The sequence below is a fragment of the Pontibacter cellulosilyticus genome, from assembly GCF_014306105.1.
GTDB lineage: Bacteria > Bacteroidota > Bacteroidia > Cytophagales > Hymenobacteraceae > Pontibacter > Pontibacter cellulosilyticus.
Genome location: NZ_JACRVF010000001.1, coordinates 167291 through 193929 on the forward strand (window position 1 = coordinate 167291; position 26639 = coordinate 193929).

Here is a 26639-nt window from a genome sequence, read left to right on the forward strand (position 1 = left end):
AAACTCAAGTATGAACTGCAATAATAACTTTTAAATTCATGCAAGAAAGTATAGACCAGCTGTTAGCTGAGAGAGGCATACAAGCACTTATACTTGATCTGGACGGTGTTATTACACAAACGGCGCAAGTGCACGCGCAAGCCTGGAAAAAGATGTTTGATGCTTACCTGGCCAAACGTGCAGCGAAGGATGGCAAGACTTTTCAGCCCCTCGAAATTGAAACGGATTACCGGCAATACATTGACGGTATTCCGAGGTACGACGGCGTGCGCAACTTCCTGGCTTCGCGTGGCATCATAATACCTGAGGGGAAGCCAGATGATGAAGCTGGCAAAGAGACGGTGGCTGGCCTGGGTAACCTGAAAAATGCGTACTTTCAAGAGCTGTTGCAGCAGGGCGGGGTTAAGGTTTACGCTGATACCGTGGCATGGCTGGAGCAGCAGCGGAAACGGGGGCTGAGAACGGCGGTGATCTCTGCCAGCAAAAACTGCAAAGCCATACTTGAAGCAGCCAGAATTGAACACCTTTTTGATGTGCGCGTAGATGGAGTGGAGGCGATAAAACTGCACCTGAAAGGCAAGCCTGCACCGGATATTTTTCTGAAAGCCGCCGAACTGTTAACCGTTACTCCCGGCAAGGCAGCTATTTTTGAAGATGCCCTGGCAGGTGTGGAGGCAGGCAAGGCCGGTAACTTTGCATTGGTAGTAGGAGTAGACCGCACTGGCGATGCCTCTGAACTTATTAAACACGGTGCCGAAGTGATACTGCAAAAATTCCCTATAAACAACCTATGAAAAAAGAAGCAACTGCTCTTAAACACGACCCACAGACGCTGCCATCTGCCCTGCAGGAAATTCCAGGACTATTACAAGGCAAAAAACCTGCTGTATTTCTGGATTATGACGGTTGCTTAACCCACATAGTAAAAGACCCCGACAAAGCTATACTTAGCGAGGAGATGAAGAAGACGCTGCAGCAATTGGCAGAGGTCTGTCCGGTTGCCGTTGTGAGCGGCCGCGACAGGGCAAATGTTGCCAAGCTGGTGCAGCTGGATAATTTATACTTTGCCGGCTCACATGGTTTTGATATCTCCGGGCCTGGTAACATGCACACAGAGCCAGGCGGCGCAAAGGCAGCGTTACCAGCACTCGAGGCAGCAGATAAAACATTAAAGCAGAAGCTCAGCCACATAGATGGAGCTATGGTAGAACGAAAGCGGTATGCCATTGCTGTTCATTACCGAAATGTGGCAGACAATCATGTAGAGGAGGTGAAAAAGGTAACTGCAGACGTACTGCAGCAGCACCCGGAGCTAAAGGAAGGGTTGGGTAAAAAGATCATCGAGCTTAAGCCAAATCTGGACTGGCACAAAGGGAAAGCAGTGCTTTGGCTAATGGAGGAACTTGATCTGAACAAACCTGATATCATCCCTCTGTACATTGGTGATGATATTACTGATGAAGACGCCTTTGCAGAGTTGCAGGGAAAGGGAATAGGTATTTTAGTGGGCGAGCACGATGATCAGACGGCTGCCGGGCACAGGCTGGAAAGTGTAGAAGAAGTACAGGAGTTTCTGCAAAAGTTAACCCAACACCTCACAACACCAGCCCATGCAGGAATGGAAAATAACCTATGACACTTGGGAGCCGGAAGCGCAACCATTACGTGAGTCACTTTGCACGTTGGGCAACGGTTATATTGCCACACGAGGTGCCTTTGAAGAGGAAAGTGCCGACGAAAAAATTCACTACCCTGGCACTTATCTTGCTGGCGGATACAACCGGCGGACTTCCACTATAGCCGGCGAGGAAATAGAAAACGAAGACCTGGTAAACTGGCCAAACTGGTTGCCTTTGACCTTTAGGGTTAAAGGCGAGGAAGTGTGGTTTAGTTTAAGCAACGTGCAGGTGCTGGAGTTTGTACAGGAACTGGACCTGAAACTTGGGCTGCTTACCCGGAGTCTGCTTTTCAAAGACACTGCCAACCGTGAGACCAAACTTGTAAGCAGCCGTTTTGTAAGTATGGCCAATCCGCACGCAGCAGCGCAGGCGTGGGAACTTACGCCACTTAACTGGTCTGGTGAGATTGAGGTAAAAGTTACCCTTGACGGAAGAATAAAGAATAGCGGAGTGGCACGATACCGCTCCCTGGAAAGCCAGCACCTCGAGCCCATTGAAGCAGACCAGTACGATGAAGACACGCTGTATCTGGTTGTGCAGACCAACCAATCCAAAGTTAGGATGGCGCAGGCAGCCCGCACAACAGTAGTTTACGATGGCAAAAGGCAGGCGGTGAGCAGGCAAAGTATGGCAACTCCCAACTATGTAGAACAGGTGCTTCACATCAGCTGTAAGCAGGGCCAAAGTATAGCTGTTGAGAAAGTTGTCTTGATTTATACTTCCAGGGACTTTGCTATCTCAGAGCCTTTGCAGGAGGCCCTTAAAAACATTGAACGGCTGGGAAATTTTAAACAGCTTTTAGAAGTGAGCAGCCGTGCCTGGCTACGTTTCTGGAACCGCTGCGATCTGGAGCTAACCTGTAACGAAGAGGCGCAATCGGTGCTGCGCTTGCATATCTTTCACCTGCTGCAAACGGTATCAGCTCATTCTGTAGGGCGTGATGTGGGAGTGCCGGCTCGGGGCTGGCACGGTGAAGCCTACCGGGGACACATTTTCTGGGATGAGCTATTCATCTTCCCGTTTCTGAACCTGCGCCTCCCGGACCTCACCCGGGCCTTGCTCATGTACCGTTACCGCCGCCTGCCCGAAGCCAGGTATGCAGCCCTGGAGGCAGGATATCGTGGAGCTATGTTTCCCTGGCAAAGCGGCAGCAATGGTCGCGAAGAAAGCCAGATCATCCACTTAAATCCAAAGTCTGGCAGGTGGCTACCTGATAATACGTTCCTGCAGCGACACATCAATGCAGCAGTTGCCTATAATGTCTGGCAATACTACCAGGCCACGCACGACAAAGAGTTTCTTACTTTTTATGGGGCTGAGCTTATTTTTGAGATCGCACAATTCTGGTCTACCATCGCCATTTTCAGCAACGAGAAGGGCCGCTATGAAATACGGAATGTAGTAGGTCCCGACGAGTACCATACCGAATATCTCGGCTCTTCCAGCCCTGGCTTAAATAACAATGCCTATACCAATGTGATGGCAGTTTGGGTAATACAATGCGCGCTGCAGGTTATGGATCTGATTGATGATTCGCGGGTAAGTGAGCTAAAAGACAAATGCGCTATCTCGACAGAGGATGTAGAACGCTGGCAGCACATCAGCCAGCGCATGTATGTTCCTTTTATCGGGGAGAGCAATATTATTGCCCAGTTCGAAGGGTATGAGCAGCTGAAGGAATTTCCGTGGGAAGAGTATAAAGCGAACTACGGCGAGGCTATGCGACTTGACCGTATCCTGGAAAGCGAGAACGACAGTGTGAATAAGTATAAAGCCAGCAAACAGGCAGATGTGCTCATGTTGTTCTACCTTTTCTCATCGGAAGAACTGCTTCAGATCTTTCAGCAACTGGACTATAAGTTCGATCCTGAAAGTATACCAGATAACATTGCCTACTATGCACAAAGAACATCGCATGGGTCTACGCTAAGTAAAATTGTGCACTCTTGGGTATTAGCACGCTCAGACCGCAAACGCTCCTGGTTTAATTTCGAGATTGCTCTGATGAGCGATGTGGAGGATGTGCAGGGCGGCACCACCCCAGAAGGCATACATCTTGGCGCAATGGCCGGCACCGTGGATCTGATTCAGCGCTGCTACACCGGCCTGGAGATACGTGACGGTGTACTCTGGCTCAATCCTGTTTTACCAGACGAGCTTGGGTGTCTGAGCTTCCAGTTACGCTACCGCAGCCACTGGCTTTCGCTTGAGTTTACACAAAGTAAACTGATTATTACCATCGATAAGGGGTGGTCTAAAGAAGTTAAAATTGGAGTGCTCGGAGAAGTTTATACTTTTACAACAGGAGAGAAGCGTGAGTTTGATTTAAAACACAAGTGAGGCAGGGTGTTAAATCTCTGTTTTGAAAGATTTAGTAAGTTCAACAAACCAGATTAGCTGAGTTTATATAGAAATACAATGCATAAAATCATCACGATCACACTTAATCCGGCATTAGACAAAAGCACAAAAGTAGACCAGGTTCTGCCTGAGAAAAAGCTGCGTTGCGAAGAGCCTGTTTTTGAGCCCGGCGGGGGAGGAATCAATGTATCCAGAGCCATCAAGAAGTTAGGGGGAGAGTCGTGTGCGTGGTTTTTATCTGGTGGCCCAACCGGTGATATGCTAAGCAAATTATTGGAAGCAGAAGGAATAACAACTTGGACGGTCAGAACTAAAAACTGGTCGCGGGAGAACCTGATGGTGATGGAAACTACAACAGGTAATCAGTATAGGTTTGGTATGCCGGGCCCTGAAACCTACGAAGATGAATGGATGCAGTGCCTGCAAAAGCTGAAGCACCTGCCTCAGGGTGAGGTGCCACAATTTGTGGTAGCCAGTGGCAGCCTTCCCCCCGGAGTGCCCAATGACTTTTGCCTGCGCCTGGCAGAGATAGCCCATGAAAAAGATTTTAGACTGATCATTGATACTTCTGGCGAGGCACTGGTAAAAGCAGCAGGAGAGGGAGTATACTTACTAAAGCCAAACTTAGGAGAACTAGCTGCGCTGGCAGGGAAAGATCAGATATCTGCATTGGAACAGGAAGAGATTGCAATGCAGGTAATAAACGAAGGTAAGAGCAAAGTGCTGGTTGTGTCGCTGGGTCCACGTGGGGCTATGCTTGCCTCTAAAGAGGGTATAAGTTACATGGTGCCTCCAACGGTGCCGCTGAAAAGTGCTGTTGGCGCAGGCGATAGTATGGTGGCTGGTATTGTGATGAGCCTGCTGAAGGGCTGCCCTTTGGACGAGGTGGTGCGCTATGGCGTAGCAGCCGGCACTGCCGCTACCATGACACCGGGTTCAGAGCTTTGCCGAAAAGAAGACACGGAAGAAATCTACAAGTGGCTGCAGGAGCACAAGTAACTAATGATTAATTCCGAATTGAGAATTATCAAATATGATTGAGATAAGTATTATCCAGTCGAAATTTATACTTTACTCAAACACGATTACTTTGTCTTTGTGCTTGCCGCGCATGTGGCCGCGGATAATCTGCTGCACATCCTTGTTGTCGTTGTAGCGGGTAATGGCACCTTTAAAATCATCTAACGAAGAAGCGGAGAAGGTCTGGTCTACAAAACCGAAGCCAAGGTAAGTGCCGTGCTCTATCACCACTACTGATTTTTCGCCGGGCTCACGGCCTTTGCCAATAATTACAAAGCTGTTATGCTCATAGGTAAAGGAATCGAGGGCGGCATCTACACGCTGGTTATACTCTTCCGGGCTCTCCTTGCCAATACACGCTCCCTGGCACTGGTGCACCTGGTAATCAAAGCAGGCACCGGTAGTTTTATACAGGTCGCAGAGCTTCTGGCACAGGTTATACTTACCTACTTTATGAAACAGAAAACCCTTTGCCTTGTAATGGTTCGATAAGGCTATGATAGGTGTCATGCTCACATCGTCGGCCTTGTTTATACTTCCGAAGGTGAGTCTTTTGTATCCTTTGTCGTCTATGTAAGTAAAGATGCCGGTGTTGAACACACTACGGCGTTGCTGCCGGTTGTAGTGCGGTTTCATACGCTTTATCTCCGCCGACTCAAACAGCAAAGATACCAGTTCATTGCCCATCAATTCATAAGTGATGTCTGCAATGTTGTTCTTAAAATCCAGCGATTTGCGGCTCTTATAATCGATGTTGAAGTGCTGGATAATGCGCTTTTTGATGTTGATGCTCTTGCCCACATAGATTACTTCACCTTTTTCGTTGTGGAAGTAGTACACGCCCGGCACCATAGGCAGGTTATCTACCTGTTCTTTTGTAATGTGAGGCGGCAGCAAAGAAGTTTTGATCTCCTGCTTAAGCACCTGCGACGTATGCTCGGCAGCCATGTTCATGTTGCCGTCTACTATGGGGCGGTTAATTTTGATAAGCTTGTCAAACAGCTTGGCCGTTGCCTCGGCATCGCCTATGGCACGGTGGCGCTGTTTCAGCGGAATGTCTATACTTTTGCAAAGCTTGCCCAAACTATAAGAGGGTAACCCCGGGATAAGGCTGCGGCTAAGGCGCACGGTGCACAGTGTTTTGCGCTGAAAAGTATAGCCCAGGTCGGCAAACTCTTTTTTGATAAAAGAATAGTCGAAGCGTACGTTATGTGCCACAAACACCTTCCCGTTTGTAAACTCTACAATCTCCTTGGCTACCTCATAAAACTTAGGGGCATCCTTTACCATTTCGTCGGTAATGCCCGTTAGCTGCGAAATAAAGTATGGAATTGGTCGCTGCGGATTGATGAGGGTGTTATACTTGTCAACAACCTGATGTCCGTCGTGGATGAATATGGCAATCTCTGTAATCTTGTCTTGAGAAGGCTGTCCGCCAGTGGTCTCAATGTCTATTATCGCGTACAAATGGTTAGGATTTAAGTCCGTCTCTTCCAGTGCACCAGTCTTTGCTAATGCCTCATCTCCTAAACCAATTTTTTTAGCAATCCGTTTCAAATCCTGCTGCTGTTTTTATATGCGATATAGACTCTTAATTACCTGTCTTCTTTCTTCTTGCCGTGCCAAATGCCGTTCCAGATCTCGCTAAACCAGTTGCCGACCCTGCCACGCTTTTTATGGTTCACTTCGTCTATGTCAGCCAATAAGAATCCAAACGGTGTTAAAGGCGGGTACACATCAAACACTACCTTTAGCATGGCAATAAACGGAATAGACAGGATCATGCCGGGTGCTCCCCAGATCTCGCCACCAATAAGCAAGCCCACTATGGCTGCGAAAGGATTTATACTTACCCTCGAACCCACTACATAAGGTGTGATAAAATTGCCCTCCAGGAACTGCACAAACATAAAGACTGCAACTACCAATACTGCATCAAAAAGGTGACCAGTAGTGGCAAGCGTGAGCAAGGCTGGTAACGTAGCCCCGATCAGGATTCCGATGTAAGGTATGATGGTAAGTATGGAGGCAAAGATCCCAAAGAAAATAGCATACTTAACACCCAGTAACAACAAACCCGCAGAGTTTAGCAGAGCCACTATAAAGATCACGATCATTAGGGCTGAGATGTAACTCTGCACCACCTGCTGTATATTCATAACTGTCTGTATCAGGCTGCTGCGTCTGTCTTTGGCAACAAACTTAAAGAGGAACTGCTCCAGGTGATCGCGGTAGTATAAAAAACAGAACACGAAAATGGGCATCAATACCAACATGGACAGGGCACCCGTTGTCATAGAGATTGTGCTACCCAGGAAGGTGGTAGTGATATCCTGCAGACCGCCAATGGCGTTCCGAACCAAATCTGTTCGGTTCGAAGGTTCTAGGCCTACTTTTTCGTACAGGAATAACTGTACCCTGTCTATCAAATCTCCAATATTCTCACCGATAGTATCTAACTCTGAGGTTAGGCTAATGAGCTGCATTGTCAGAAACCATACTATACCACCCAGCACAGTCACAATCAAAATGATGCAAATGAGTATAGCAATTGGCCTAGGTATGCGAAAACGCTCCAGGTCGTTTACCAACGGTAGCAGGAGCAGTGCAAAGAGCAGGGCAAAAGCAAGCGGTACCAACACCGATTTGAATGTTTGCAATATTCCCACCAGTAGGGCGATGCCAAGCAGGATAAGTATAAACTGAAGGTACTTAGGTAGTTTTAATTCCATATATCGCTAAGCCTAAAAAAGCAGGCATGCATTGTGCTCTAAAGTAACTAAATGTTGAGCGTAATCTATACATTTTTTCATATATTAATTTGCTAAAAACAATAGCTAAAGTAACTGGTAAATAACTTGATTTTGATGAACCAGCGCTTTAATTTTATGGTTCTATAGAAGTAGAAAGGTAGTAGCGCATAGAACCACACAATGATTTTGCTAAAAAATTTAGCTAATTATTTTAGTTATTTGCTAATTGTTTGACGGCTGGAACTAATTGTTGCAGCTGGTCGCTTTTATTTTTCTATATTTCCGATTGAATTTACCTAAACAACTACACTTACGCTTATAGAATGGCAGAGTTAGAACACAATTACAACGAAGACAGTATCCGCTCCCTCGAACCACGCGAGCACATTAGGCTGCGTCCTGGTATGTACATCGGTAAACTTGGCGACGGTTCGGCTGCTGACGACGGTATCTACATTTTGGTGAAAGAGGTAATCGACAACTCCATCGACGAGCACGTGATGGGTTTCGGTAAAACCATCGACATTAAAATATCTGACCACAAGGTGCAGGTGCGCGACTATGGTCGTGGTATTCCGCTGGGCAAGGTGATCGACTGTGTGAGCAAGATCAACACCGGTGGTAAGTACGACAGCAAAGCTTTCCAGAAGTCAGTAGGTCTGAACGGTGTGGGTACGAAGGCAGTGAACGCGCTTTCCAGCCATTTCCGCATTCAGTCTGTTCGTGACGGGCAGATGAAGGTGGCTGAGTTTGAGAAAGGCGTGCTTACAAACGACGTGGCGCTGGAGGCAACATCGCAGCGTAACGGTACGCTTACTGTTTTTACGCCAGACGATACGATCTTCAAAAACTTCCAGTTCAACCCAGAGTACCTGGAGAACCAGATCTGGAACTATGTGTACCTTAACGCCGGCCTTACCATCAACTTCAACGGTAAGAAATTCTATTCTGAGAATGGACTTCTGGACCTGCTCAGAAACAAAGCCGATGAGGAAGCTATGCGTTATCCGATCATCCACCTGAAAGGTGCGGATATTGAGTTGGCAGTTACCCACGGCAATGACTACGGCGAAGAATATTATTCGTTTGTGAACGGTCAGTACACAACAATGGGGGGTACACACCTGGCAGCTTTCCGTGAAGCCATCGTGAAGACAGTTCGCGAGCACTTCAAGAAAGATTACGATGCCGCTGATATCCGTGGCTCTATAGTTGGTGCCATCTCGCTGCGTGTGCAGGAACCAGTGTTCGAATCGCAGACGAAGACTAAGTTAGGCTCAATTGATATGGGACCAGATGGACCTGCTGTTCGAGCTTATATCAACGACTTTATCAAGGAGAACCTTGATAACTACCTGCATAAGAACCCGACAACAGCCGAGGCGCTGAAGAAGCGAATTGAGCAGAGTGAGCGTGAGCGCAAGGACATGGCCGGTGTGAAGAAACTGGCTAACCAGCGTGCCAAGAAAGCTAACCTGCACAACCGCAAACTGCGCGATTGCCGACTGCACTTCAACGAAGATAAGCACGAGAATTCAATGCTGTCTACGCTGTTCATTACCGAGGGTGACTCTGCAAGTGGTTCTATCACTAAGTCCAGAAACGTGGATACAGAAGCGGTGTTCAGCTTAAGAGGTAAGCCTTTGAACTGCTATGGCCTTAAGAAGAAGGTAGTATACGAGAACGAGGAGTTTAACCTGCTGCAGCACGCCCTTAACATTGAGGAGGGCTTGGAAAACCTGCGTTACAACCGCGTGGTAATCGCTACCGATGCCGACGTGGATGGTATGCACATTCGCTTGCTGCTATTAACGTTCTTCCTGCAGTTCTTCCCGGATCTTGTGCGTAACGGCCACGTGTTTATATTGGAGACGCCGCTGTTCCGTGTGCGCAACAAGAAAGAGACGATCTACTGCTACAACGAAACGGAGAAGCAGGAAGCGATACAGAAATTGGGCAAGCGCCCTGAGATTACCCGATTCAAAGGTTTGGGAGAGATCTCACCGGACGAGTTTGGCAAGTTTATCGGCGACAACATTAAGCTGAAGCCGGTGATCCTGCAAAAGGATACCACGATACAGAAGATTTTGAGCTACTACATGGGCAAGAACACGCCGGAGCGCCAGAACTTTATTATCGATAATTTGAAGATTGAAAAAGACATAGTTGAAGAAGTATATGCATAACGACGAGTTGAATAACGAGATAGAAAAAGAGGACGAATTAGAGGTTGCGTTTACAGATGGCGATGAAGAAGTTATCCATAACGTAACCCCTGTTGCCGGCCTCTACGAAGGCTGGTTCTTAGACTATGCTTCTTATGTAATTCTGGAGCGTGCAGTACCAGCTATTGAAGACGGTTTAAAGCCGGTGCAGCGCCGTATCCTGCACGCCATGAAAGAGATGGACGATGGTCGCTTTAACAAGGTGGCCAACGTTATCGGTCAGACCATGCAGTATCACCCGCATGGCGATGCTTCTATCGGCGATGCAATGGTAAACCTGGGCCAGAAAGACCTTCTGATCGAGACACAGGGTAACTGGGGTGATGTGCGTACCGGCGACAGTGCGGCTGCGCCACGTTACATTGAGGCTCGTTTGTCTAAGTTTGCCCTGGATGTGGTGTTCAATCCACAGACAACGCTGTGGCAGCTGAGCTACGATGGTCGTAAAAACGAGCCGGTTACACTGCCGGTAAAATTCCCGCTGTTACTTGCGCAGGGTGTGGAAGGTATTGCCGTAGGTCTGTCTACGAAGATCATGCCGCACAACTTTAAGGAGCTGATCAAAGGTTCTATTGATGTGCTGAAAGGCCGTAGCACCACCTTGCTGCCAGACTTCCCGAACGGCGGTCAGGTAGACGTTACCAACTATAACGGTGGAGCAAGAGGCGGTAAGATACGTGTGCGCGCTACCATTGAGAAGGTGGATAAGACCATGCTCATCATCCGTGATGTGCCATATGGTATAACCACTACCGGTCTGATGGAATCGATCGTAAAAGCGAGCGAGAACAACAAGATCAAAATCAAAAAGGTGATCGACAACACGGCAGCTGACGTGGAGATACAGGTACAGTTGCCTCCGGGTGTTTCACCTGACTTAACGATGGATGCACTGTATGCCTTCACGGACTGCGAAGTTTCTATCTCTCCGAACACCTGTGTGATCATTGATGATAAGCCACACTTCCTGAACGTGGATGAGTTGCTGCGCATTTCTACTTTTAAAACAGTAGACCTGCTGAAGCGTGAGCTGGAGATCCGCAAAGGAGAACTGGAAGACAAATGGCACTACTCCTCATTGGAGAAGATCTTCATCGAGAACCGCATTTACCGCGACATCGAAGAGTGTGAGACTTGGGAAGCTGTATTAGAAGCTATCGATAAAGGACTTGATCCGTTCAAGAAGCTGCTGCGCCGCGAGGTAACGCAGGATGATATTATCCGTCTGACAGAGATCAAGATCAAGCGTATCTCCAAGTATGACTCTTTCAAAGCAGATGAATACATCAACAAGCTGGAAGAAGAGATGGCTGAGGTGGATGATAATCTGGCTAATCTGATCCGTTATGCGATTGCATACTTTGAAGGCCTTCTGAAGAAGTATGGCCAGGGCCGTGACCGCAAAACGCAGGTGAAAACTTTCGACGTGATCACCGCGCAGAAAGTGGCCATTGCGAACCAAAAGCTATACATGAATGCCAAAGACGGCTTTATCGGTACCAGCTTGCGTAAAGACGAATTTGTGTGCGACTGCTCTGATATGGACGACATCATTGTGTTCCGTAAGGATGGTAAGTTTACTGTAACCAAAGTAGCTGACAAGACATTCGTTGGTAAGGACATCATCATGGCTGGCGTTTACAACAAGAACGATGAGCACATGGTGTACAACATGATCTATGTGGATGGTAAGACGGGTGTATCGTTTGCGAAACGCTTCGCTGTGAAATCCATCACCAGAGATAAGGAGTATGACCTGACCAAAGGCAGCAAAGGCTCTAAAGTGCATTACCTGACGGCCAACCCTAACTCAGAGTCTGAGGTGGTAAGTATAACTTTATCACCGCAATCTACAGCCCGCAACAAGCAGTTCGACTATGACTTTGCGGAGCTGATGATCAAAGGCAAAGGCTCCAATGGTAACATCGTAACCAAGTACCCGATCAAGAAAGTGCTTCAGAAGAGCTTAGGCGATTCTACTCTGGGAGGGCGTGAGATTTACTACGATGAAGTGATCGGTAGACTGAACACCGAAGGGCGTGGCCGTTACTTAGGTTCTTTCAATACCGACGATACCATACTTGTGATCTATGAGGATGGTACTTACGAGCAGACAACGTTTGACCTGAGCAACCACTACACAGTAGAGAAGATTAAGGTGCTGCAGAAGTTCGAACCTGAGTTGGTGATTTCGGCGATCTACTACGACGGAGATAACAAGACTTACTATGTGAAGCGCTTTAAAATAGAGACAAGTACAGTAGGCAAGAAGTTTACCTTCATCTCCGAAAGCAAGAACTCCAGACTGGAAGCTGTTTCTACGCATTCGCAGCCATTAGCAACTATCAAGTTCAAGCTGAGTCTGCGCGGTGAGAAAGCGACTGAGAAACTGTTACTGAGCGACTTTATCGACGTGAAAGGCTGGAAAGCGATGGGTAACAAACTCAACTACTTCAAGATATTTGACGTGGAAGTGCCGAAGATGGATACCGTAGAGCAGCCACAGGACGAGAAGGGGAAAGCAAAGAAAGCTGCTCCTAGAAAGGCGCCTGTAACACTGCCTTCTGAGCTGAAGGAATTAGCAGAAGAAGCAGCAAAAATTAGCGGTACCCAACTCTCTGATGCTGAAACCGTAGAAGAGGAGACACACGGTAACAAGGAAATCAAAGCCCTTAAAGAGAAAAAACAGCTGGATCTTTTCTGATCCGGCTGCTCTTTCCTTGCAAAAGTCTTTGATATTCCGTAGTTTGTATTGTGTAGTATAGTATATGAGAAGACTTTGTAAAGCATTTCCTGTAATTCTGTTGTTCCTTTGCACTGCGTTTGCCAGCCTGGCAGACGGTGGAGTGTCGGAGCATGAAAAGCTGTTGCAGCGTGCCGAGCAGTTGCTGGATAAGTATAAAGATAGCGAAGCACTTGCTGTTTACGAGCAGATACTTGGTGTAGCATCAGAGAACTATGTAGCCTTATGCAAAGCGAGTTACCTGCACTGCCGCATCAGCGAGAGATACACTGATGAAACAAAACGGCTGGAGCACATTGCCAAAGCAAGGGAATATGCTAACAAGGCATATGAGCTAAATCCACTTGATGCAGAGTCTAATTATGTCATGGCGCTTTCACTTGGCAGCCAGGCCTTGGTATCTGGTCCTAAAGAGCGACTTGTAAACATAAATGAGCTTAAATCTTTTGTAGATGCGGCTTTAGCTGCTGATGCAAAACACGCAGGTTCTTGGCATTTGCTTGGCAGGTGGTACTTTAAAATGGCAAACCTGAATTTTGCTGAAAAGGCCGCCTCTAAATTCTTATTCGGAGGAGTGTGCGGACTTGCTACAAACAAAGATGCAGCCGATGCCCTGGAAAAAGCCATTGCTTACAACCCGAAGAACATCAGATACTATTACGACCTTGCCTTGATCTATGACGAAATGAAAGATAAGGAAGCTTGCATTACCACGCTTACGAAAGCACTAACGCTAACCCTGGATACCAAGGAAGAGTTAGAGTTAAGCAGGCGCTGTAAGATTATGCTGCAAGAGAAAACGAACGTTTAAGCATATTCAAGATATCTTCAGAAAGCCTGCTTACCATTGGTGAGCAGGCTTTCTGCTTTGTATACCTGTTGTTAAGAGATAATGTGTTATTCTATTTAGGTAATTTGTCTTAATTTAGCGCACTTAAGGAGTCTTTAGGCTGCTGCTTGTAATATGCCGGTGAAAAGAATTTTATACTTGTGGGGATTGGTTGTGCTGCTGTTGGCAAGTGCCTGCGCTGGCGAAGAGGCGAACCGGGAGCGAATGGTAAACCTGTCGGAAGTAAAGGACGATGAGGAGGCCCAGCTAAAAAACCTGGACGCCGCTATTCTGCAGTCCAAGCGCGACGGGAGTTTATATGCCAGACGCGCCGTGGTGCTGCTTCGGAAGGGGGAGTTGGAGAAAGCCCTGGATGATGCAAACAATGCGGTACGGCTAACCAAGAATGAGCCTTATACTTTATTTGTAAAGGCTCAGGTGTTAAGGGCGCTAAACCGGCAGGAAGAAGCCTTGCCGCTTGCATTGCAGGCAGAGCGTAATTCGTACCAGAGTAGCTCACTGTATGTGTTGCTCGGCGAGTTATACTTGCAGCGCAATGACTATAAGCAAGCTAAATTATACCTGGACAAAGCTCAGGATCTGTCGCCGAAGGATGCCTACGCTTTTTATTACAGAGGCAGGGTGCAGGAGGCAACAGGAGACACGGCAAGAGCTGTAAGAAATTATAAGCTCGCCCTGGAGCAGCAGCCAAACTTTATGCAGCCACACCGCGAACTGGTAGGTATCCTTGTTAATAGGGGAGAGTATGCAGCAGCACTACCATACTTAAAAGCTGCCGAAAAACTGGATCCGGAAGAGGGCAGGCTGTGGTATTACAAAGGCTTGCTTTATCAGGGGGAGCAAAGGCAGGACAGTGCCCTGTATAGTTTTAACAAAGCTGTTGCTTTAAACGATACCCTTAGCGGTGCCCATTACAGGCTGGGCATGGCGGCTTATACTCAAGGCAACAATTCTCTGGCATTAGAACACCTGGAGAAAGTTTACAGGAAGTATAAAAGAGAGCCGAAGTACTTAAGCACCATAGCCGGAGCTTATGAGCGAAACGGACAATATATAAAGGCTTTGCAGACATACCAGGACTTGGTAGATGTAGAGCCACGCTATACGTATGGTTACCAGGCTATAAGCCGCTTAAAGTATAAATTAACAAGACCAGTACCCGATAGCATAGCTGTCTATCGGACTAACATAGAACAATAGATTTTAGATACATGATCAACATCACACTGCCAGACGGCTCCATGCGCCAGTACAACCAGGGCGTAACCAGCCACGAGATTGCACTAAGTATAAGCGAAGGCTTAGCTAGAAATGTGCTTGCTGCCAAAGTAAACGGTCTTATTTGGGACATCACGCGCCCTATAAACGAAGATGCAACGGTGCAGCTGCTCACCTGGAATGATGACGAAGGAAAGAACACTTTCTGGCACTCTTCTGCTCACCTGATGGCAGAGGCGCTGGAAGAGCTGTATCCCGGCATAAAGTTCGGTATCGGACCTCCGGTAGAGAACGGTTTCTACTACGATGTGGATCTAGGGGAGCAGTCTTTCTCTCAGGATGATTTTGCAAAAGTAGAGCAGAAGATGCTGGAGCTGGCTCGTAACAAAAACGACTTTGAGCGCCGCGAAGTATCTAAAGCTGAAGCAGTAGACTACTTCACTAAAAAGGGTGACGAGTATAAGCTGGATCTGATCAAAGACCTGGAGGACGGTAGCATTACGTTCTACACACAAGGTAACTTTGTTGACCTTTGCCGCGGACCGCACCTGCCAAATACAAGCCCTATAAAAGCTGTTAAGCTGATGAACGTGGCAGGAGCCTACTGGCGCGGCGATGAGAACAGCAAGCAGCTGACGCGTATCTATGGCGTTACTTTCCCGAAGCAGAAGGAGCTAACAGAATACCTGGAGCGCCTGGAGGAGGCTAAGAAACGCGACCACCGCAAGTTAGGTAAGGAGCTGGAGCTATTTGCTTTCTCTGAAAAAGTAGGGATGGGCTTACCGCTTTGGTTGCCAAAAGGCACGCTGCTGCGCGAGCGCTTGGAGATGTTCATGCGTAAAGCGCAGGTACGTGCAGGCTATCAGCCGGTAGTTACACCGCATATCGGTAGCAAAGAGCTGTATGTGACTTCAGGCCACTACGAGAAGTATGGCGCGGATTCTTTCCAGCCAATTAAAACGCCAAGCGAAGGGGAGGAGTTCTTCCTGAAGCCGATGAACTGCCCGCACCATTGCGAGATATATAAAACACGTCCGCGTTCTTACAAAGAGCTACCGGTGCGTTTGGCAGAGTTTGGTACCGTGTATCGCTACGAGCAAAGTGGAGAACTGCACGGCTTAACCCGTGTGCGCGGCTTTACGCAAGACGATGCGCACATCTTCTGCCGTCCTGATCAGGTGAAGGAAGAGTTTACGAAAGTAATTGACCTGGTGCTTTATGTTTTCAAGGCTCTAGGCTTCGAAGATTATACTGCCCAGATCTCTTTGCGCGACCCGAATAATAAGGCGAAATACATCGGAAGCGACGAAGCCTGGGAGAAAGCAGAGAATGCTATTATAGAGGCTGCCACAGAGAAAGGGCTGCGCACTGTAACCGAATTGGGTGAGGCTGCGTTCTACGGACCTAAGCTTGACTTTATGGTGAAGGATGCCCTTGGCCGTAAATGGCAGCTCGGAACTATTCAGGTTGATTATAACTTACCAGAAAGATTCCAGTTGGAGTACATCGGAGCAGACAATGCCAAGCACCGCCCTGTCATGATACACAGAGCACCGTTTGGTTCATTGGAGCGTTTCGTTGCCGTACTTATCGAGCACTGCGGAGGAAACTTCCCGCTTTGGTTAAGCCCGGAGCAGTTTGCCATACTTCCTATTTCTGAAAAGTATCATGACTTTGCACAGGAAATATTTGACAAGCTGCAGCAGGAGGATATCAGAGGCTTCGTGGATAACCGCGACGAGAAAATTGGCCGTAAGATACGCGATGCGGAAGTTCGCAAAGTGCCTTATATGCTGATTGTAGGAGAGAAGGAGCAGGAAAGCGGCGCAGTATCGGTACGTAAGCATGGCGAAGGCGATATTGGAACACTGACAGTTGATGAATACATCGAAATGTTCAGGAGCAAAATCGCTGAAATGCTTAACAATTAAGAAAATATTTTCATTTTGATAGAAAAATTGCGATATTCGCAGCCTAATTGTATAAACTAAACTAAGGAGGAACAACCATAGCTACTCAAAACAGGCGCTTTGTCCCACGCGGAAAAGTGGAAGAGCCATACAAAGTCAATGAACATATAACTGCCCGAGAAGTAAGGCTAGTTGGTGACAATGTAGAGCAAGGAATTTTCCAGACCAGAGATGCTCAGAAAATAGCAAATGAGCAGAATCTTGACCTGGTTGAGATTTCACCGACTGCTAATCCGCCAGTTTGCAGAATTATCGACTACTCGAAATTTAAGTACGAGCAGAAGAAAAAGACGCGCGAGATGAAGGCGAAGGCGCAGAAAGTGGTGATCAAAGAGATTCGTTTCGGTCCTAACACGGATGATCACGATTTTGAGTTTAAGCTGAAGCACGCCAAAGGATTCCTGGAAAGTGGTTTTAAAGTGAAGTCTTATGTTCACTTCGTTGGTAGAACCATTGTGTTTAAGGAGCGCGGCGAGATCTTATTGCTTAAATTTGCACAAGCCCTGGAAGATGTAGCTAAAGTTGAGCAGTTGCCTAAGTTGGAAGGAAAAAGAATGTTCCTTATCCTTTCGCCAAAGGTTGCTCCTGCAGTTAAAAAGTAATTTTATCAATCAATTTTATAAACATGCCAAAAGTAAAAACTAAATCTGGTGCAAAGAAGCGTTTTTCTTTGACAGGTACTGGCAAAATCAAGCGTAAGCACGCGTTCAAAAGCCATATCCTGACCAAGAAAACGACGAAGCAGAAGCGTAACCTTACTCATGCAGGCCTTGTTAGCTCAGCTGACATGGACAGAGTAAAAGCAATGCTTAACATTTAATTATTTCAGGTTAACTATTAGTACGAACCCGGCGCCTGGTCTTTTTGAAGATTATACTTAATCACCAGCCGCTAAAACTTTAAAAAAATGCCAAGATCAGTCAATGTCGTAGCAGCACGACACAGAAGAAAAAAAGTAATGAAGATGGCCAAAGGTTACTTTGGTCGTCGCAAGAACGTTTGGACAGTTGCGAAAAACGCAGTTGAAAAAGGTTTAGTTTACGCTTACCGCGATAGAAAAGCAAAGAAGAGAGACTTCAGAGCTTTATGGATTCAGCGTATCAACGCTGGCGCGCGTGAGCACGGCATGTCTTACTCTCAGTTGATGGGCGCTCTTAAGAAAGCCAGCATCGACTTAAACCGTAAAGTACTTGCTGACCTTGCTATGAACCACCCTGAGGCGTTCAAAAGCATCGTTGATAAAGTAAAGTAATTTACTAGCAATATATAACAGGAGGGGCTTAGCACATGCTAAGCCCTTTTTGTTTTAAGCAAGCATACCGAGCACTGCCCATAGGAGATTTTCTCGCGAGCTTAACTAAGTAGCCTGTAAAGTTTCAACTAACATACTATTTATCTAAACCGAAACGTATCTCTACTGTTAAGCATAATCAATTTAAAAACATCTGTCATAAACAGAAGGATAAGTATATAGAACCGAATTAACTATGAACAACTTCACATTTATTAACCCTGTAAAAATTATTTTTGGAAAAGGCCAGATTGCAGCCATAGCCGATGAAATACCAGCGGATGCCCGCGTGATGATTACCTATGGCGGTGGAAGTATAAAAGAAAACGGGGTTTATGATCAGGTAATAGCCGCACTTGGCAACAGAAGTATAGTTGAGTTTAAAGGCATAGAACCTAACCCGCATTACGAAACATTGATGCAGGCAGTAAACCTAGCCAAGCGCCATCGTATTGACTTTATACTTGCCGTAGGTGGCGGCTCCGTAATAGACGGAACAAAGTTTATTGTGGCTGCAATGGAGTATGAGGGAGAAGATGCCTGGGATATACTTGCTAAGAAAGTGCCTGTTACCAAAGCAGTTCCGTTTGGTACTGTGCTTACCTTGCCTGCCACAGGCTCAGAAATGAACTCCGGATCCGTTATCACCAGGGCAGAGACAAAAGAAAAGCTTGCCTTTGGTAGTCCGTTCACTTTTCCGAAATTCTCTGTGCTGGATCCGGAGACAACTTATACTTTGCCACTACGCCAGATCAGTAACGGAATTGTAGATGCCTTTACTCATGTGCTGGAGCAATATCTTACATATCCGGTAAACGCGCCACTGCAGGATAGAATGGCAGAATCCATACTACTGACGCTAAAGGAAGAGGGGCCAAAAGCGATCTTGAATCCACAGGATTATGATACAATGTCAAATTTTATGTGGTGCGCAACCATGGCTCTGAACGGTATCATTCGTGTTGGCGTGCCAACAGATTGGGCCACACACTATATTGCACATGAGTTAACTGCTTTACATGGCATCGACCATGCCCGCACCCTGGCCATAGTGTTGCCATCGCTGCTGCGCTATAAGCAGGAGACAAAAAAAGAAAAACTGCTACAGTATGGTGAGCGCGTGTGGGGAGTAAGCTCCGGTACAGAAGATGAACGTTTAGAAGCCACGATACAGGCCACTATCGCCTTCTTTGAGACACTTGACATCAAAACGAAACTTAAGGACTATGAAGTGGGAGAGGACACCATCAGAGAGATTGTTAGGCGCTTTGAAGAAAGAGGGGTTAAAAACTTAGGCGAACGAGCCGACATTCAGGTAAAGGATGTAGAAGAGATACTAACCATGAGTTTATAGAAAAAAGCAGAGGCTACTTGTATGGGTAGCCTCTGCTTTTTTTAATGTTCCTTCCCGTTTAGAATTCCTTCAAAAATGATAGTTACGATACCATCGAAAATGGCTTCTGGAGAATACGGCAAATCGTTAGTTAGCTGTGCCGGAATCTGGCGCATAAACGAGGGGTTAACGATGGTGTCCAGAGCACTGGCGTACAGCATAACGGCTAGAGGGCGGTTGATGTCGTCTCGGATATAGCCCAGCTTAGCACCTTCTTTTAACAAAGAGTTAAATCTTAAATATGCTGCATCAGCTTTATAATCCTGAACCAGTTTCCAGCTTTTAGGTGAATTTTGCTTGATGTCTTCTATAAACTGTGGGTTTATACCATTCAATCTGGTTGCCACATACTTAAAGATTTGGCTTGCTTTGTCTGGAAATGAGATGCTAGTATCTTTTATAAGTTGCTCTACTGTAGTTTGCATCTCGTTTTGAAATGCTCTGATTACTTCAAGTACCAGTTCTTCTTTCCCTGAAAAATGTTGGTAGAGAGTTTTCTTGCTCATTCCCATTTCTTTGGCAATGTCTGACATTAAAACACCAACATATCCTTTCTTAAAAAAGAGTTGACCGGCTTTCTTTATAATCTGCTCTTTTACGTGCATAGCTTGTTTTCGTGTAATCTGCTTACATATAGTAACAGCAGGTGGAGCTTAGTATCACATTTGTCTTATGAGCTGGTTAGTAGCCTAAAATATAATGTTGCATGAATATACAATACAGACAGTAGGTATACAACCTTAATTTAGGGTGAGCACAAACTTGACATTGATAATCAATATGTTGCCGGGATAACAAAGTTTAGCTTCATATTTTTATATCATTAGATTGAATTATTGCTGCCCCTTTTGAGTTACAGCTACACTCAAAGCCAAATTACCGTGCGTTGATAAATGGTATAATATTTAGCTGTAGCGTGAGGCTTCAGATAGTAAAGCATAATCTATACTTGATATTTGTGGCTGCTGTGTCTCGTAAATGCACAAAAGTGCATTTCTAGCAGTAGCTAAGCCTAGCATGGATAAGATAATCAGATAGTTATATAGAAAGAGTTTAATATAAATTGTTGATAAGTATTTGATAAAATTGTAGTCAGAAAATTTGATAATTTGTTAACTGTAATTTAAATTGCATTAAGCACTACCAAAAAAAGGACTTATCTAAGAGCTTTAAATACTGGTAAAGCATATTAAATTCGCTCTGGCATACTTGTTGGTATTGTAGACTTTAAAAACTTTTAGCCAATGATTGACATCATTAACTTTGTAGCACTTTCAGGGATTTTCAATGTTTTATTTTTCTGGTATGCCTCCACGAAAATGCGTTCTAAGCCTGATCCGATCAAAACTCTAATTGTCTCTTTTGTATTTTCTATTCCGCTAAGTTTTCTGCTGATCGGGGTGTATACAACGATGCTGGTCTATGCTGCTAAGACAGGCTCTAGTGAGGATGCTATGTGGGAGTATATGGAGCAGGAAGAGCTTCAGTAATGTTTAACCTCACGAGATTCAGAAAAAGCCACCTTTAAGGTGGCTTTCTGCTTTTTATTAATTAAGTATACCCACATCACTACGCTTTATTAGCGGTGTCGCGGCAAACCGGTTTTCTCTTGGGCCGTTCTCAAGCTTTAATACACCTCTTGGGCACACATGCGCACAAATTCCGCAGCCCACACAGGATGCTCTTATAATCGGTTCTCCCTGCTGCGCATAATGCCGCACATCAATGCCCATTTCGCAGTAAGTAGAACAGTTGCCACAGGATATGCATTGACCTCCGTTAGTAGTAATCCTAAACCTGGAGAAGTGTTTTTGTAACAGGCCTAAGTATGCCGCCATTGGACACCCAAACCTGCACCACACCCTGTTGCCCATAATCGGGTAAAAGCCTACTCCCACTACACCCGAAAACATGGCCCCGATAAAGAAGCCGTAGGTGCTGGAAAAGCCACTAGATAAATTACCTAAAAGCCTGCCTTCGCTCCAGGAGTTTATCCAAAGTACAAGCGTGGTAATGATGATGAACCCAAGTATAGGATAGATAATGGCAACTTCCCATTGCCATGCTTTTTTGCTTTTATCAGAAAGGTGACGGTAAGGATCTCCGGCTGTTTCGGCAAGTCCGCCGCAGCCGCACACCCAGGAGCAGTACCAGCGTTTGCCAAAGTAGTAGGTAAGAATGGGCGTAGCAATAAACGAAAGCACTGCTCCCCAAAACACCATAAACACTCCCAGCGCAGCACCATTGTCTATTAAGTAGCTAACTGTGCCCGGAAACAAATAGTCATACTTTAATGGCCAGAAATAGCTAAAGTAAAATTCGGGCTGGTTAAGCGCTAGCAGGAGTGCCGGTAGCAGGAACGCAAAACCCAACTGGAAGAACATGACCGAGATGGTTCGGATGATATGGTAATTGCTGTTCCTATACTTGAGCAAGGCATGTACGCCCATCACTAGTATAGCTAAAGTATAAAATGTGCCATACAAAAACCAATGGTCGGCGGGGCGGTTGCGTAGCCATTGGCTTAATGGTTCTACGGCCAGCACTAAGCCATGTAATGTAGTCGGAAACCAATAGAGCAGTATGTAAAAGCCTGTAAGTACCACACCCGTCACCCATGCGCTTGCACCGCGGGTGGTCATGTCGTTTTGCCATGCACCGTTGTTCTGCTCTGCAACCGACTTTTGCCTGCGTACCTGCCATATATACATAAGCCCACCTGCTGTAACAGCGGCAATGCCAGTGAGGCCTGTAGAGACCGGAGATGCTGCTTCGCCACCAAATGCAGCTACCATCATACCGAGTATGCCCAAAGCTATCAGCAGCAGGCCTATTAGCTTTATAAAGCCGCCTGCGGTAATAGAAGATAGAGGGGCACTATAGGTGGAGGAGGAGGTGCTCATGTCAGGTTTTATACTTAACAACTTTCTGAAGTGGAAAATAATGAAAATCTATTGCGCAGGTCCCACCAATTGCTTTTACGCGCCGGTGTAGCCTGCTCAGGAAACTTCTGTGCGTACTGCCTGTAAAGTTCCTGTTCGTAACGCTGAAAAAACTCAGGATCGAAATTCACTGCAGGCAATTCCTGCATCACATTGTGTATCGTGTAGTGCTGTTGCAGCCAGTGGTGGCACAGATCGTGGCGGTACCTAATACCAAGTAAATTAATGCCGGCTAATAAACCTGATTTCTGCTCATACAAAAAGCGAATTGCTTTATGACCGCTTGTATGTTCCCAATAAAGAGACTCATATTCTTCATTCCAGGAGGCAGGTACATAACCATATGTTTGGTACTCCACATCCAGAAACTTGGCAGAGTTGAACCAGGGGCCACGGTTATAGACAGTTCTTTCACTGGTTAAGGTCTGGGCTAAAGCTTCGCCGTGCTTTCGTGCCGTATACCATAACTGTTCAACTGCAGGTGCTAAAGGAGCTGGCTTTTGAAACTGGGAGCAGTCACCAATAGCGTACACGTTTGGCAGGTTTGTTTCAAAGTACTCATTTACAAGTATACCCTTGTCGGTTTCGAGGGCGGAGTTGCGTAAGAAATTTATACTTGGTTTAACGCCTGTCGCGATTCCAACAAACTGACATGGCAGTAGTTTACCGCTTTTGGTGGTTATACTTGCTACCCTGTCTTGTGCATCGGGATTTATACTTGCCAACTCCTCCTGAAAAAGCAGCTCTATTCCGTGCTCTTTTATATACTTGGATATCAATTTTGCTTCCTGCTGTGGCAGTGTGTTTTGCCAGTAGAGTTGGTCCCGCACTAGCATAGTAACACCAATACCACGGCTGCGCAGCATTTCGGCCATCTCTATGCCTATTAATCCGCCGCCTACTACAACTGCCTCTTTGATGCCCTTGGTGTTGCCTTCCATGCTTTGCAGGTCCTGAAGCGTAACCAGCCCTTGCACACCCTCCAAGTCCTGCCCAGGCCAATTATAGAAAGCAGGGCAGGAGCCGGTGGCCAATACCAGCACATCATAAGAAAGCGGGTCATGGTTTTGAAGTATAAGTTGTCGCTTTTCAAAGTTAACTTCTGTTACCAGATCGTGTAACTGCGTTAGGTTGTGTTTGGTCCAGTACCAGTCTGGGTAGGGCAGAATGTCTTTGTAGCGCATGTGGCCCATGTACACATACATAAGGGCAGGCCTTGAGAGGTGGGTAGCAGACTCTGACGAAACCAGCGTAATGCGACAGTCACTCTTTTCCCGGACATGCTGTGCCAGCGTAACCCCTGCTATGCCATTGCCTATAATTACTAAATGTAGGGATGCCTGCATATTATTGATCATTTAAATTCCAGTCATATTCCATGTAGTCAATATTTGCATCGGCCTTTACTTTTATGTCTGCATAGCGGTTTACGTAATTTCTCAAATTTCCTTGTTTCTCAAAGTCAGCGCCAAACCAGCTAAATATCTTAGATAGCTTTGGATTAGAGGGCAAAAGCTTATTTTTAGAAGGATCGTTTATAAAAGTTTCAGCTTGATCTTCAAGTTGTTGGTTCAATTTGGAGGCAATATATGCTTCATTACGTAGCTTCGGACAGGAAACGGAGGCGCAGTTTATGGCAAAATGTATGCGCGGCTCCTGAAATTTTTCACGAAGTATATTGTGTTCGATATTATTTAAGCTGTACTTCTTTCCACCCAAGTTTATAAACTTCTTATCCCAGATACTGTTCAGAAATGGCACCGAGATTGGGCTGTTAAGGTCTTTTATACTTTTTAGTGGGTAATTTTCAAGTATAAGTTTTACTGTAAAGGCGTTATAGGCATTTATCCAGTAAGCCAGCTGTTCTTCCCGCGTCCAGTTTTGAGAGTCGGGTATACCAGCACTTAATGCTTGCAGGTAGCTATCTAGTTCAACGTTGTCTTTTAAAAAGTTGCCATAATCTACAAAGCCGGCTGAGTTTACATGTTTCTGTAGCAGGTTGGTCCAGAGCTGATGGTCTGGTTTTGCAGAGGTTGTAGCTCCTGCTGGCAATTTAGAGCTGTTGCATTTAATTAGCAGGAGCAGCACACAACTAATAAGAAGAAAACTAATCCATTTAGATATGCCAGGGCGATGCAGATTCATTCAGTGCGTGATCAAGACAGATTGTTACATTTGCTCCAACCAAAGGTATCAAACAAACCTGTAACATTTATGAAATGTTTAGAGAGTTAAATGATAAAGGCCGGATAAAACCGGCCTTTACTAATGAAGTAATTTTTATTAATGGCTACCTGCACTGCTGCCAATGTCAGTGCCACCATCCTGCACGTCGGCGCTGCCTCTGCTGCCGCTTTTCTGCGACGGAGCACCTCCAACTTTGCCTTTCATTATTTTTTCGTTGTCAACCTGCTGCTCTTGGCCGGTAGGGTTAATATTGGGCACTTTGTTGCCCTTGTTCAGGGTTTTGTTTGTGTCCTCGTTTTTAAGTTTATCTTTATCTCTTTTGTCGTTATTCATGATATTTTGTTTAAAGTTTAAAATCCAAGCGCTTTGATAGGCGCTATTAGAACTGCTAACTAATAACGTTTCCTGTTATCATCACCAGATCTGTTTCTGTCGCCTCGTTCACCTCTATTACCTTTATATGACTCCTGATGGCGGCTAGTGTAGTGGCCATGGTAGCTCTGTCTGTCTCCGGTTAATGGATTATAAGATCTGTTCCAATCTGGGTCATAAGTGCTCATGCCATCGTATCCGTAACTTAACGAGCCAGCCATGTTGCCATAGTTATCGCCGCCTCCGTGCCCGTAGCTGTCGGGGCCATAGTCGCCGTCAAAGATGCTACGGTTCTGGTCTCTATCGTCAATCCGGCTTCTCACGCTGCGGTGGCTATGCTGGCCGCGGTCTCTGTTGCTGTAGGAGTCGTTGTCTCGCCTGTTCCAGTTGCTGGTGTTGCCTGTTCTGTATGAACGGTCCTGGCTTCTGTAGCGGCTGTCTGTATTGTAGTTGTCGTGGTCATAGCCACGGTCGTTGTGGTAAGATCCGCTCCAGTCACGCTCATAGTCACGTCTGTTAGCAAGTTCACCTGCGCGGCGGTTGCCTGTATTGTAGTTGCGGTTATAATCTTGGTTATAGTTCCTGTTGTAATCGCGGTTGTAGTCGTTTCTGTCGCGGCGTCCTTCCCGGTTCCGGTTCCAGTCCCAGGTACTTACGTTTCTGTGGTCGCTGTCTGTGTCAAAGCGATATGCGCCACGGTATACATCCTCATCTATCGGACGGTCATCGCCACGATAATGGTTTCTATAGTCAGTATAGCCTGTTCTGTTATACCAATCTGTTCCTTCCATAGTCTTGTTTGCTTTATAGTTATACCTTTTTTAACGCACGAACCGGACTTGGGTTTAGCCGTGGCTTTTATAGGTAATTAATCAAAGTGCTGCATCCTACCGTAATAAGGTATGTAAATTAGTTTAACACTTACAAAACCTAAGCTATGAGAGACAACAGAAGAGCCGATCGATATGAGGATCGTGAGAATAGAAACAGAGACACTGAGGCACGCTGGCTGCACGAGCAAGATCATGGGCAGAACTCAGACCGTGGCAACTATACGATAGATACACATTTTAACCGGGGCTATGGCAGAAATGAGTATAGCCAGTACGGAGACACCTCCAGCTTTAATGATAATGCCGACTACAGGCAAACGTCTTCAGAAGGCAGATTCGGACCAGGCGGGGCCCGTTACACCGGCGAGGACTACTCAAGAAACCAGAACTCAAATAATCCTTATGGCATGAGCTACATTCCAAGTGGCAGGTATAACTCAGGCCGCCACTACGATGCCCGCGCTGACTACAGCGATCAAGACTATGATGACTTAAGAAGAAACCGTGCGCCACAGTCCAGCTCCAGAATGCCTGATGAACGCTTTGGCCATGACGTACGCTCTGGTAGTGACAATGAAAACTGGTCAAGAGGCTCAGTAGGTGACTATGAATCTTATAGACGCTATGAAATGGGCAACCGCAGCTACGACAACGACTACAGCGGTGGCTTTGCAGGGCGTAACTACACACCGGGCGCTACGCATTACGGCGAAGGCAGCTACTACAGTGAGCTGGATCGTTGGCAGCACGAATCGCAGCCTAGAGGAAAAAGAAATAGACGATAGGTATAGAGTGCCCATTT

General features: G+C 46.2%; 23 protein-coding genes. 15 read left to right on the forward strand and 8 right to left on the reverse strand.

Annotated features, from left to right (window positions below):
- Positions 1-38 precede the first annotated feature (38 nt).
- The 4 genes from H8S84_RS00680 to H8S84_RS00695 all read left to right on the forward strand — a co-directional run bounded on the left by H8S84_RS00680 (position 39) and on the right by H8S84_RS00695 (position 5039).
- Positions 39-794, forward strand: coding sequence for a beta-phosphoglucomutase family hydrolase (locus H8S84_RS00680; RefSeq protein WP_187065351.1), 756 nt, complete (start codon positions 39-41; stop codon positions 792-794).
- Positions 791-1636, forward strand: coding sequence for a trehalose-phosphatase (otsB, locus tag H8S84_RS00685; RefSeq protein ID WP_187065352.1), 846 nt, complete (start codon positions 791-793; stop codon positions 1634-1636). The genes H8S84_RS00680 and otsB overlap by 4 nt, the downstream gene beginning before the upstream one ends.
- The gene (locus tag H8S84_RS00690) at positions 1611-4019 is read left to right on the forward strand and encodes a glycoside hydrolase family 65 protein (RefSeq protein WP_187065353.1); all 2409 of its coding nucleotides are present in this window, start codon (positions 1611-1613) and stop codon (positions 4017-4019) included. Before otsB ends, H8S84_RS00690 begins: the two co-directional genes overlap by 26 nt.
- Positions 4020-4097: 78 nt before the next feature.
- Positions 4098-5039 carry a 1-phosphofructokinase family hexose kinase gene (locus H8S84_RS00695; RefSeq protein ID WP_187065354.1) on the forward strand — a complete coding sequence of 314 codons (942 nt, stop codon included), beginning with the start codon at positions 4098-4100 and terminating at the stop codon, positions 5037-5039.
- Between the two features lie 72 nt (positions 5040-5111).
- On the opposite strand, the gene H8S84_RS00700 is transcribed toward H8S84_RS00695, so the two are convergent.
- The gene (locus H8S84_RS00700) at positions 5112-6617 is read right to left on the reverse strand and encodes an exonuclease domain-containing protein (RefSeq protein ID WP_230407004.1); all 1506 of its coding nucleotides are present in this window, start codon (positions 6615-6617) and stop codon (positions 5112-5114) included.
- Between the two features lie 38 nt (positions 6618-6655).
- Positions 6656-7792 (reverse strand): AI-2E family transporter, encoded by a 1137-nt coding sequence (locus H8S84_RS00705; protein WP_187065355.1) that lies wholly within the window; start codon positions 7790-7792, stop codon positions 6656-6658.
- A 344-nt stretch (positions 7793-8136) separates the two neighbouring features.
- On the opposite strand from H8S84_RS00705, the gene H8S84_RS00710 reads away from it, so the two are divergent.
- The 9 genes from H8S84_RS00710 to H8S84_RS00750 all read left to right on the forward strand — a co-directional run bounded on the left by H8S84_RS00710 (position 8137) and on the right by H8S84_RS00750 (position 19464).
- The gene (locus H8S84_RS00710) at positions 8137-9999 is read left to right on the forward strand and encodes a DNA topoisomerase IV subunit B (RefSeq protein ID WP_187065356.1); all 1863 of its coding nucleotides are present in this window, start codon (positions 8137-8139) and stop codon (positions 9997-9999) included.
- The gene (locus H8S84_RS00715) at positions 9992-12742 is read left to right on the forward strand and encodes a DNA gyrase/topoisomerase IV subunit A (RefSeq protein ID WP_187065357.1); all 2751 of its coding nucleotides are present in this window, start codon (positions 9992-9994) and stop codon (positions 12740-12742) included. The genes H8S84_RS00710 and H8S84_RS00715 overlap by 8 nt, the downstream gene beginning before the upstream one ends.
- Positions 12743-12806: 64 nt before the next feature.
- Complete coding sequence (locus H8S84_RS00720; protein WP_187065358.1) at positions 12807-13592, forward strand: tetratricopeptide repeat protein; 786 nt, start codon at positions 12807-12809, stop codon at positions 13590-13592.
- Positions 13593-13751: 159 nt separating this feature from the next.
- Complete coding sequence (locus tag H8S84_RS00725; RefSeq protein WP_222621547.1) at positions 13752-14831, forward strand: tetratricopeptide repeat protein; 1080 nt, start codon at positions 13752-13754, stop codon at positions 14829-14831.
- 11 nt (positions 14832-14842) lie between these two features.
- Positions 14843-16780 (forward strand): threonine--tRNA ligase, encoded by a 1938-nt coding sequence (thrS, locus tag H8S84_RS00730; protein WP_187065360.1) that lies wholly within the window; start codon positions 14843-14845, stop codon positions 16778-16780.
- 116 nt (positions 16781-16896) lie between these two features.
- On the forward strand, positions 16897-17421 hold the full coding sequence (gene infC, locus H8S84_RS00735; protein WP_187065361.1) for a translation initiation factor IF-3: 525 nt from the start codon (positions 16897-16899) through the stop codon (positions 17419-17421).
- A 23-nt stretch (positions 17422-17444) separates the two neighbouring features.
- Positions 17445-17639 (forward strand): 50S ribosomal protein L35, encoded by a 195-nt coding sequence (gene rpmI, locus H8S84_RS00740; RefSeq protein WP_187065362.1) that lies wholly within the window; start codon positions 17445-17447, stop codon positions 17637-17639.
- 87 nt (positions 17640-17726) lie between these two features.
- Positions 17727-18071 (forward strand): 50S ribosomal protein L20, encoded by a 345-nt coding sequence (gene rplT / locus H8S84_RS00745; protein WP_187065363.1) that lies wholly within the window; start codon positions 17727-17729, stop codon positions 18069-18071.
- A 235-nt stretch (positions 18072-18306) separates the two neighbouring features.
- Entirely contained in the window at positions 18307-19464 is a 1158-nt protein-coding gene (locus H8S84_RS00750; RefSeq protein WP_187065364.1) for an iron-containing alcohol dehydrogenase, read from the forward strand.
- Positions 19465-19505: 41 nt separating this feature from the next.
- On the opposite strand, the gene H8S84_RS00755 is transcribed toward H8S84_RS00750, so the two are convergent.
- Complete coding sequence (locus H8S84_RS00755; protein ID WP_187065365.1) at positions 19506-20108, reverse strand: TetR/AcrR family transcriptional regulator; 603 nt, start codon at positions 20106-20108, stop codon at positions 19506-19508.
- Between the two features lie 639 nt (positions 20109-20747).
- On the opposite strand from H8S84_RS00755, the gene H8S84_RS00760 reads away from it, so the two are divergent.
- The gene (locus H8S84_RS00760; protein ID WP_187065366.1) at positions 20748-20993 is read left to right on the forward strand and encodes a hypothetical protein; all 246 of its coding nucleotides are present in this window, start codon (positions 20748-20750) and stop codon (positions 20991-20993) included.
- Between the two features lie 57 nt (positions 20994-21050).
- Here the strand turns inward: H8S84_RS00760 and H8S84_RS00765 are convergent, their stop codons facing one another.
- From H8S84_RS00765 to H8S84_RS00785, 5 genes are all read right to left on the reverse strand, one after another.
- Positions 21051-22406, reverse strand: coding sequence for a 4Fe-4S binding protein (locus tag H8S84_RS00765; protein WP_187065367.1), 1356 nt, complete (start codon positions 22404-22406; stop codon positions 21051-21053).
- Positions 22407-22420: 14 nt separating this feature from the next.
- The gene (locus H8S84_RS00770) at positions 22421-23791 is read right to left on the reverse strand and encodes an NAD(P)/FAD-dependent oxidoreductase (RefSeq protein WP_187065368.1); all 1371 of its coding nucleotides are present in this window, start codon (positions 23789-23791) and stop codon (positions 22421-22423) included.
- Position 23792: 1 nt separating this feature from the next.
- Positions 23793-24497 carry a DUF547 domain-containing protein gene (locus H8S84_RS00775; protein ID WP_230407005.1) on the reverse strand — a complete coding sequence of 235 codons (705 nt, stop codon included), beginning with the start codon at positions 24495-24497 and terminating at the stop codon, positions 23793-23795.
- 231 nt (positions 24498-24728) lie between these two features.
- Entirely contained in the window at positions 24729-24965 is a 237-nt protein-coding gene (locus tag H8S84_RS00780) for a hypothetical protein (protein WP_187065370.1), read from the reverse strand.
- Between the two features lie 59 nt (positions 24966-25024).
- Complete coding sequence (locus tag H8S84_RS00785; RefSeq protein ID WP_187065371.1) at positions 25025-25795, reverse strand: hypothetical protein; 771 nt, start codon at positions 25793-25795, stop codon at positions 25025-25027.
- Between the two features lie 146 nt (positions 25796-25941).
- On the opposite strand from H8S84_RS00785, the gene H8S84_RS00790 reads away from it, so the two are divergent.
- Positions 25942-26622, forward strand: a complete 681-nt coding sequence (locus tag H8S84_RS00790) for a hypothetical protein (protein ID WP_187065372.1) — start codon at positions 25942-25944, stop codon at positions 26620-26622.
- Positions 26623-26639: the final 17 nt, after the last annotated feature.